General features: G+C 51.1%; 8 protein-coding genes and 2 pseudogenes. 8 read left to right on the forward strand and 2 right to left on the reverse strand.

The window, feature by feature from the left end; genetic code table 11:
* Positions 1-182 precede the first annotated feature (182 nt).
* Together AC2LD7_RS21470 and AC2LD7_RS21475 are read left to right on the forward strand one after the other, a co-directional pair.
* Positions 183-1,553, forward strand: a complete 1,371-nt coding sequence (locus AC2LD7_RS21470) for an IS1182-like element ISCfr1 family transposase (RefSeq protein ID WP_031310882.1) — start codon at positions 183-185, stop codon at positions 1,551-1,553.
* Between the two features lie 1,056 nt (positions 1,554-2,609).
* Positions 2,610-2,798: pseudogene (locus AC2LD7_RS21475) on the forward strand (integrase arm-type DNA-binding domain-containing protein); the annotation flags it as partial.
* A 98-nt stretch (positions 2,799-2,896) separates the two neighbouring features.
* On the opposite strand, the pseudogene AC2LD7_RS21480 reads toward AC2LD7_RS21475, so the two are convergent.
* Together AC2LD7_RS21480 and AC2LD7_RS21485 are read right to left on the reverse strand one after the other, a co-directional pair.
* Positions 2,897-3,446 (reverse strand): annotated as a pseudogene (locus AC2LD7_RS21480) (transposase); the annotation flags it as partial.
* Between the two features lie 47 nt (positions 3,447-3,493).
* The gene (locus tag AC2LD7_RS21485; protein ID WP_484599653.1) at positions 3,494-3,880 is read right to left on the reverse strand and encodes a phage integrase N-terminal SAM-like domain-containing protein; all 387 of its coding nucleotides are present in this window, start codon (positions 3,878-3,880) and stop codon (positions 3,494-3,496) included.
* Positions 3,881-4,761: 881 nt separating this feature from the next.
* On the opposite strand from AC2LD7_RS21485, the gene AC2LD7_RS21490 reads away from it, so the two are divergent.
* The 6 genes from AC2LD7_RS21490 (at position 4,762) to AC2LD7_RS21515 (ending at position 8,726) form a co-directional block, all read left to right on the forward strand.
* Complete coding sequence (locus tag AC2LD7_RS21490) at positions 4,762-5,181, forward strand: RDD family protein (RefSeq protein ID WP_484599654.1); 420 nt, start codon at positions 4,762-4,764, stop codon at positions 5,179-5,181.
* A gap of 400 nt (positions 5,182-5,581) precedes the next feature.
* A complete protein-coding gene (locus AC2LD7_RS21495; RefSeq protein ID WP_484599655.1) occupies positions 5,582-6,085 on the forward strand; it encodes a hypothetical protein in 504 nt (167 codons plus the stop codon).
* A gap of 76 nt (positions 6,086-6,161) precedes the next feature.
* Complete coding sequence (imm45, locus tag AC2LD7_RS21500) at positions 6,162-6,494, forward strand: Imm45 family immunity protein (RefSeq protein ID WP_484599656.1); 333 nt, start codon at positions 6,162-6,164, stop codon at positions 6,492-6,494.
* Positions 6,495-6,591: 97 nt separating this feature from the next.
* Entirely contained in the window at positions 6,592-7,206 is a 615-nt protein-coding gene (locus AC2LD7_RS21505) for a hypothetical protein (protein WP_484599657.1), read from the forward strand.
* A gap of 492 nt (positions 7,207-7,698) precedes the next feature.
* Positions 7,699-8,091 (forward strand): DUF6228 family protein, encoded by a 393-nt coding sequence (locus AC2LD7_RS21510; protein WP_484599658.1) that lies wholly within the window; start codon positions 7,699-7,701, stop codon positions 8,089-8,091.
* Between the two features lie 77 nt (positions 8,092-8,168).
* Complete coding sequence (locus AC2LD7_RS21515; RefSeq protein ID WP_484599659.1) at positions 8,169-8,726, forward strand: tetratricopeptide repeat protein; 558 nt, start codon at positions 8,169-8,171, stop codon at positions 8,724-8,726.
* The last annotated feature ends 243 nt before the right edge of the window (positions 8,727-8,969 follow it).

Genomic DNA, 8,969 nt, shown 5'->3' on the forward strand with positions numbered 1-8,969 from the left:
GATTGGTGTACGACCACCTTAAGCAGGCTTTCTCAAACCCCAAGCTATTTCCCCAGGGCCTGGGGACATAGCTTGAATACCTGCCAGCAATCGTCCGCTTTTGGCCGATTCTGTTGAAAAAGTAGCGACCTCCCCATGCCGTTGGCAAAATTGCTTTGTCAGCGGGCGTGGAGGCGAACAGCATGATGGGACAGTTACCGGGAGGACAGCAGCGCCTGTTCTACTCGTTCAATCTGGAAGATCACGTCCCGGCCCAACATCTCCTGCGAAGCATCGACCAGTGCCTGGATCTCAGTGATCTGCGTGCCTACCTGGCGGATTTCTATAGCCCCATCGGGCGCCCCTCGATTGACCCGGAGTTGATGGTGCGCATGCTGGTCGTCGGCTACTGCTATGGCATTCGTTCCGAGCGGCGATTGTGCGAAGAGGTGCACCTGAACCTGGCCTATCGCTGGTTCTGCCGGCTGGGTCTGGAAGACGAAGTACCCAATCACTCGACCTTCTCGAAGAATCGCCATGGGCGTTTTCGTGACAGCGATCTATTCCGCTGGTTATTCAATGAGGTGCTGCGGCGCTGCATGGCAGCCGGCCTAGTCAAGGGTGAAGGTTTCGCCGTCGACGCCAGCATCATTAAGGCGGATGCCAGCCGGCAACGTGGGGTGGCGGGAGATCAGGTCGATTGGAACGACCCAAAGCTCAGCAGCCGAGCAGTGCGTGAGTACCTCGAAGCCCTTGATGAAGAGGCGCTGGCTGAGGCTCTTCCCAAGAAAATTTCGCTCACAGACCCTCAGTCCCGTTGGACAGCAGCGCCAGGTGGCCCGGCCTTTTTTGCCTACTCCACGAATTACCTGATCGACACTGAGCACGGTGTGATCATGGACGTGGAAGCTACCCCGGCGCACCGTACCGCCGAAGTCGACTCGACCAGGACGATGGTCGAGCGTGTCGAAGCGCATTTCGATCTCACGCCGGAACGCCTTATCGGCGATACCGCTTATGGCACCGCCCCGATGCTGGCCTGGATGGTAGAAGAAAAGGACATCGAGCCGCATGTGCCGGTGTGGGACAAGACCGAGCGCAAGGACGACAGCCTCTCCAGTAACGACTTCCACTGGAATCAGGAAGCCAATGAATATCGCTGCCCAGCCGGCAAACCGCTACGCAGTGAATGGCGTGCCTTCACTCAGCAAAGATCGCGGGTAACCAAGGCCAACACCATCATTTACCGCTCCAGCCAAACCGACTGCGCCACCTGCTCGTTGAAAGCGAAATGCTGCCCCAACACGCCGAATCGGAAGATCGTCCGCAGCATCCATGAGTCTTCCCGCGACGTGGCTCGACGCATCGCCAAGACACCGGAATACCTCGTCTCTCGCTGCGAACGAAAGAAGGTGGAAATGCTTTTCGCCCACCTCAAACGGATCATGAAACTCGACCGTTTACGACTGCGTGGCCTAACGGGTGCCACTGACGAATTCACCTTAGCTGCGATGGTGCAGAACCTGCGCCGCATGGCCAAGCTTTTGCCTCAAGGGCCACCGCTGACGGGATAGGTACGCCTGCTACGAGCAGAAACCCTCAAATTAACCCTTAAACCGGAGCAAGGACGCTCAGTGAAACGCCGGAAGGCAACTTGAAGTGGCTTGCAGCCATTTCGACAGCAGGTACATCCGACCGCCTTGCTGCCGCTAAACCTACTTTTTCAACAGAATCGGCCGATTGCTGCCTTCCACAGCATGGTCACCGGTCAGCAATCAACAAACCAGTTGTAAAAATGGTATCCCGCGCTAACTGACACAGCACATGTGCCCAGCGTCAATAGAGGCCACTGTCCCTCGACACCAAGCCACCACTGCACTTTAAATAGAAGAGCTCCCACCAACGCGCAGGCCAGAACACCAAGACCCAGGCCAACCAAAGCGAACAGCCGAGCCCCTAGCCCTGGATTTCCGCCGTGCCAGTTCTCACTCAGGCAAAAGGGGCAATGATTGGACGAAGGCGAATAACCCCAGAAACCACGGCTATATGACGCCCTCGGAACCATCGCTTTGCCACAGTTGTGACAGGTAACCATCGAGTGTCTCATACCGCACCTCAGCTCAAATCGTCCTAGATGAGCCCATGGTGCGCTACCGCGGAAAAACCCCAACTACCGGACCTGACATCTAGCCAACACCTGCTGCTAAGCTGGGCATCGAACCCTCCCGCCCAGGTAACCGGGGTTATGCTGTAGGCGACTGATTCTACTGAATCCTCCTCGGTGGTCGACCGGCATCGCCCTGTCGCGAAACGAGAGTTCAGGACGCCAGTTCAACTCCTTCTAAAGGCCGCTCATCGGAAATACGTGCACGGGGCACTTATGGGGGCATCTAACAATAGATCTTTCAAAAAAGTATTTAAGAACAATAGGTTATGCATATATTTTGGATCCCCCCGGCTCCACCAAATACACATCTAAGGGCGTCCACGGACGTCCTTTTTTGTGCCTTAAATCCAGTAAATACGGGGCTTTCAGCGCCACCGACATCCACGGGCGTCCGTCAGCATTTATACGTTCATGTATCCAGGTGGTATTCCAAACGTTCAGCTGGTATGTATTTGGAATACACATGGGTGCCCAAGCCACGCGGCTTTCAGACCTTAAAGTGAAAGCTGCCAAGCCTAAGGAAAAAGGACTACACGCTGACTGACGGCAACGGCCTAAGCTGCGAGCGAGAATCAATGGCTAACGGCTATGGAATTTCAACTACATCCATCCCGTGACAAAAAAACGGATAAACATGGGGCTTGGCACCTGGACTTGCCCCTATCAAACCGGACATCCTCGCCCCGTCAAGTTGATGCCTCAGCCAAGCGCCTGAACTCCCGAGGTGAGCGGTATTTCAAGTTCATGCTACCGGCGCAACAGGCCCCAGACCCGACGATAGCCATAGCTGGGCAGCTTGCCGACGGCCTGCTTGATCTGCTCGACCAGAGCTGCATCGTTGAGCGTCCGGCGACGACGCGGCTGCGTCCCCGGAGCGGGCTGTTTTAATCGAGCCGTTAATTGCGAACGCGCTACACCGAGACTTTCACTGACTGCTTTCACTGGTCGTCCCCCGGCAACAAGGGTGAGTGCGCAATCCATTTTCGCGACGGGCGATCTCCACCGCTTCCTTGAGGATCTCGGCCTCCATGGTCTTCTTGCCCAGCATCCGTTGCAGTTCGCGGATCTGCTTAAGGGCATCAGCTAACTCGGAAGCCGACACCACCGCTTCACCGGCACTGACCGCCGAGCGGCTGCCGTCTTGATAGAGCTTGCGCCAATGGAATAGTTGGTTTGGATTGATGCCGTTGCGCCGGGCCACCACCGAGACGCTTTGCCTGGGTTCCAGGCTCTCGCGCACCATGGCCAGTTTCTCCTCGACGTTCCAGCGGCGACGCCGCTCTTGGCCGAGCACTTCGATAGTCTTGTCTTTGCTGGTAGTCATAAACACAGTCGTTTGCCTATCCCTTATGGTAAGGGGGAAACGGTGTCCTGTGTTTCAGGGGGCTCGTTCACTGATGTACCTCCCATCGAGAGCACAATCGGTAACCGAGCTGGCTTTTTTGCACGCACCACCTCACCCAACCAAGGTTGATCCTGCTTAAGAACTTTATAGAGAAATAGCAATGCGGCTAGCGCCTGATTCTGCGTCGAAGCCGATACATCACGGCGAACCGCAAGGTCAGAAAGAAAGGCTTCCACTTCCGGCGCGCCCATTTCAACCGGATGTCGGTATTGGTGAAAGCGAACGTAGCGTTTAACCCACTCGCAATAGACACATTCAGTTCGGATCGAGTAGTGTTTGAGCCTGATCTGCTCCCGCACCTGATCCAGCAATCGCGGCTTTCCATCCATGGTGTATAACTCCCTTATACATTCATCGTCCCTCGGAAGCGCCCAGCCTAGACAAGGAGAGTTCCAATGACAAGGAATGTTATACACCAAGCCCATCCAACGTCTTATACACCACTTGGTGTCTAATTATAGTTAGGCCACAACATGAGCATTGAGAATCTTCAACAGTATTCAGCGTCAACGAGGGAGCTCGTTCTTCCCTTGCTACAGGCTCTCGAAGCAATTGAACTAATGGAGCAACTTAAAATTCCAGTATTAGGCTGGGAGGGCTGGGTGCGTCGCCCAGATGGTCACATCGGGCATTCAGCTTTGCATCAGGGCACAGCAGTCGGGTACGCAATTACTACATCTTCAGAATACGCTTGGCTAAAGCGGACTATCCAAGAATCCTACGATTTACACCAGTCGAACCCCGAAACGCCTAGCAGTGAACTGCTCTTCTGTATCACTACAGGAGCCTAACAAGTGTTTCAAATCGTTCGCTTTGCTCACTGGGCCGGGCTAAAGCCCGCCCCTTAACCAAACGTTAGGCGTCATTCCTTTTTTAAGGCTTGTACAACATGGAAGTTCGTCTCGCAGTCGCACCTTCATATATCAATTCGCCGCAGCCGCGTTGCCAACTCGCACGTTGCCTCGTTCGCCCAGCTTCTCTCATACCCATTGCCCCGGCTGGCGACCAATGGCTATATACCCGTGTGAACCCGCCGTCACATGCAGGCTTTGAACGCCCGAATCGGTTCGGCCAATGTGTGGTATCCATCGGCGAAGCCCAGTTTGCTCCGCTGCCTAACAAGCGGTTCAAGCCGCTCACTTCGCTCACTGGGACTGGCTAAAGCCAGCGCTTAACCAAACGTTAAACCCTTAATACCTGGAGAACATGGATGAACACAACAAACAGCGCCGACGAATATCAAAAGCCGAAAAATCTGGCCAGTCCCTTCAAGCGGCTTTTCGCGAAGATTATCGATTTGGCCATTACTACATTTCTACTATATTCCATAATACACATCGCAAATTTTCTCACACCACCAAATAACATTGTAGCATTATTAACCTTCGCCATTAGCGGCGGGTATCTTTTACTTTCAGACGCACTCCCCAACGGCCAAAGCATTGGAAAACGAATCTTTAAAATATCTGTAGTTAGCGAACTTAGCTATATCAACTGCAACATATTTCAATCCTTTTTACGCAACATACCAATTCCATTCGTCAGCATACTGGACTCTATCTTTATATTTTCCAGCTCCAGAAAAAGACTTGGCGATATGTTTGCATCCACAATTGTAATTAACTCCTAGTAATTGCCTAACAAACGGTTCAAATCGTGCTCCGCTCACTGGGACGGGCTAAAGCCCGCCCCTTAACCAAACGTTAGGCGTCATTTCTTTTTAAGGCTCGTACATACATGGAAGTTCGTATCGCCGCCGCCTGTTTCACTTTCAATACTCAACCATCGCGTTGCCAACTAGCCCGTTGCCCATGCTCGCCCTATCTTCGAGGTTGGCGACCAGAGGCATGCAGCGGTGTGAATCAGTCATCACGTAGCAGCTTGAACGCTCGTAGCTGTTCGGCCACTGTGCGGTATCGGCCAGCGAGGCCCGCTTTGCTCCGCTGCCTAACAAGCGGTTCAAGCCGCTCACTTCGTTCGCTGGGACAGGCTAAAGCCAGCCCCATTTAACCAAACGTTAGAGGGAAGACATGAGGGCAATACGCTGGCTACAGACACTTTTTGCGATCCTGTCAATTCCTTGTTTGCTGGGCTGGACAATTGTCACTCTGCCTGCCGTAGCTCATCTACCCGCAGCTATCGGGAGCTTAGCGGCCGCCGAATCCATCTTTGAATTTCTTAAAGGCCTGGCAATCATTCTTTTAGCCTCAACTGTTATCGTCCTTGGCTGGTGGGGCTGGCATGCTCTATGGTGGGTATATTTTTTCTACCCACCTTTAGCCCGCAGACATCCGAAATGGGTGACATTAGGCAATATTGCCGGGTCTAGTATTGTCTTAATTCAACTGGCAATTTTTTTCTCCCTACCACAATCATCGAAACCATATAGTTTCAAATTATCTGAACTGCCTGGGGCAATATCTGATTTATTCCTTTTATTTGTTGTGTTTGGTGGAGCGCCACTCTTCCTACTATTCACCAACTTGTTAGCAGCTCACCACCAAAGAAAATTCCTATATGCGCACAATCTCTAACTAGTGGTTCAATCCGTTCGCTTCGCTCACTGGGACGACCTAAAGCCCGCCCCTTAACCAAACGTTAGGTTTCAGCATGAATTGGCGTCCGCTTATAAGCTACGAAAATGCTTCATTCTGGAGGGGTGTCGTTTTTCGATTTCCAGCAAAGCACCCATTTGAAGAAGTTGTTGACTTCATGATCATAGAAGAACGCGAATCGCCGACCGCCTTTAAACTCATATGCTCTTCCGGCTACCATTCGGGTCAAACGGAGTTGGTTTTTCCAGCCGAAGCTAAACATGAGAACGGTGGAGTCTCCGTGGCTTGGCTTGTTAAAAATTGGTCGAAATGGGTTTACGCAAGCTGTGGCGTAGAGAGCGTCAAGTATGTTGATTGCTATCCTTCCAACCATGGTGCAACAACCTAACCATGCGCTTAAGTCGTTCGCTTCGCTCACTGGGACTGGCTAAAGCCAGCCCCTTAGCTTAATCGTTAGGCGTCAATAGATACTCTGGAGAATAATTTTGTCTCTGTTAGCTCAGATCATTGCGTACGTAGTGAGCCCACTCGCAACTCTCCTCGCTGTATGGGTTGCTTATCTGGCTGTCCTCAGGGGCTCACAGCCTCAACTCTTGGTTTATTATCAGCCCAACCCTGATGTTCCCTCCCTCATTGATCTTGTGATTGAAAACCTCGGTGGAGGTAGCGCAATCGAGGTGACATTCTCAGAGCCACTACCGATCAACTGGTTTGGAATAGAGAAGCCACACGAAGATGGATCATTCATTCCAAAAGATGGATTCCCTGCCCTATCCGCTGGTCAACGTTATATTTTCAACGGAGGGCAATATTCCGGCCTTGAAAGCAAGCTTGGGACAGGGCTAACGGTCAAAGTATCGTACAGATTCAGAAACCCTCTCGGTGTCCTGCGGAAGAACAGCGATTCACTTATGCTCGGCGTTGAACACCTCAAAAACATGCCAACTCGCACAAGCGCTAGCCAAGCGATCGTTGACGCACTTAAGGGGCCAAACAAAACTACCGTACAAGAAATACGGAACGAGCTTCGCGCCATTAGTACACAGCTTAAACAGTTGGTTAACCAGCGCGAGAAGCAGGGCGGCGACGTTGATGCCTAACAATACATTCAAGCCGCCGCCGCTTCGCGGCGCGGCTTAACATAGGCGTTAGGCATAAAAGGATTTATCACGTGAGACTTAAATTACTTGCATTCTTCGTAACGCTAACTGTTTTCTTATGCGGAGGGTGGCTGTACACACTCAGTTCTGGTGCAGCCGAAAAATATACAGCCATATATAATGGCTTTGGTGTTGCCCAGCCAACCATTACAACTATACTTTTTTCACACCTACACTACTGGTGGGCAATTTCGCTTGCGGTTGCAGTTTTCGGCTATCTTCCCCTAGTTATATTTACAAATAAATGGCAATACACGTCAATAATAGCGTCTATTGTTTGCCTATTTTTTTTAGTGGGCGTGGTATATGCACCAATAATTAGCATGGGCTCCGTAATTTAATGCCTAACAAGTGGCTCAAACCGTTCGCTTCGCTAACTGGGACGGGCTAAAGCCCGCCACTTAACCAAACGTTTGCCTACAGAGGAAAGATATGCTCGCCATTCAGTCTACGGAGTCTGGAAACACTCTCATATTTGATGACGTGCAAGGCGACTACTTTTCTGTCTGCTTCACCTCTTCAGCACAAGTTGTTAAGCGTGAAGTTTGGGCGTATACCGATGCATACGGCTTGACCAATGTTTTTGAATACCTTGCAGGCCATGATCTGCCTTGGCAAACCACTGAGAAGTGGGAGTCCATAGAAGGTGAATTTATGCTGGAGGCAACCTGCAATTCTCGAGGCATCGCAAATTTCAAGGTCACGATTTCAAGCCTAGGAATTACCGAGCCATGGAAGTTCGAAGGAAGCATCTGCACAGAGCTTAGTCAGCTCCCAGCGCTTGCGAAATTAGCACGGCAGTTTTTCGGTGTGTCTCAAGGCTAACAAATGGTTCAAGCCATTCGCTCCGGCCGCTGGGACGGGCTAAAGCCAGCCCCTTAACCAAACGTTAGAGCTAAATAATGAAATCTAGCACCCTACAAAAAGCATTTTTTATCCTAAGCCTGACTGCAACTAACTTATTCGCTGCAGACAACAAAATTTTCGAACAAGCGAACGCAGCCATAAAGTCAGGAAACTGCGATGCTGGAATACAAATTTTAAATGAATTATCTAGTAGAAATGTTCCAGGCGCACTAATCAATCTAGGAAACATTTACGCGACTGGCAGTTGCGGCGAACAGGATTTTGATAGAGCCAATTCCCTGTATAAGACAGCAGCGACTTTGGATGTGCCTATCGGGCACTACCAATACGGACTACTACATTTTGGGGATCACTCATATGACCAAGATTATGATTTGGTTTTCAAGCACTGGTCTCGCGCCTTCAATCAAGGCCTGCCTATCCACTATGAATTATCTATCCTTTATTACAAGGGACTAGGCACAACGAAAAACCCCAAAAAGGCAGAGTCTCTACTAATAAAAGCATCAAGTCTTGGCGATGAAACTGCCATAACTCTTCTGAATAGCTTTTATCGAGACAAAGACGGTCCGCTTTACAAGCCAGAAGATTAGTCCGACCTAGCACCGCTATCGGTTGCTTGGAGTCATAGGCCAACACAACGTCCGGGGGAATCTAACTAGTGGTTAAAATCGTTCGCTTCGCTCACTGGGACGGGCTAAAGCCCGCCCCTTAACCAAACGTTAACTGTACGAAATCCGGAAAAAGGGGACAGATTTATTCTTGTCTCACGCAACACAACTACTAAGGATGGTCTGAAGTAGTTGTGTATTTCTGGCTGACTTCAGCCCCTGCCG

The organism is Stutzerimonas sp., assembly GCF_982611455.1.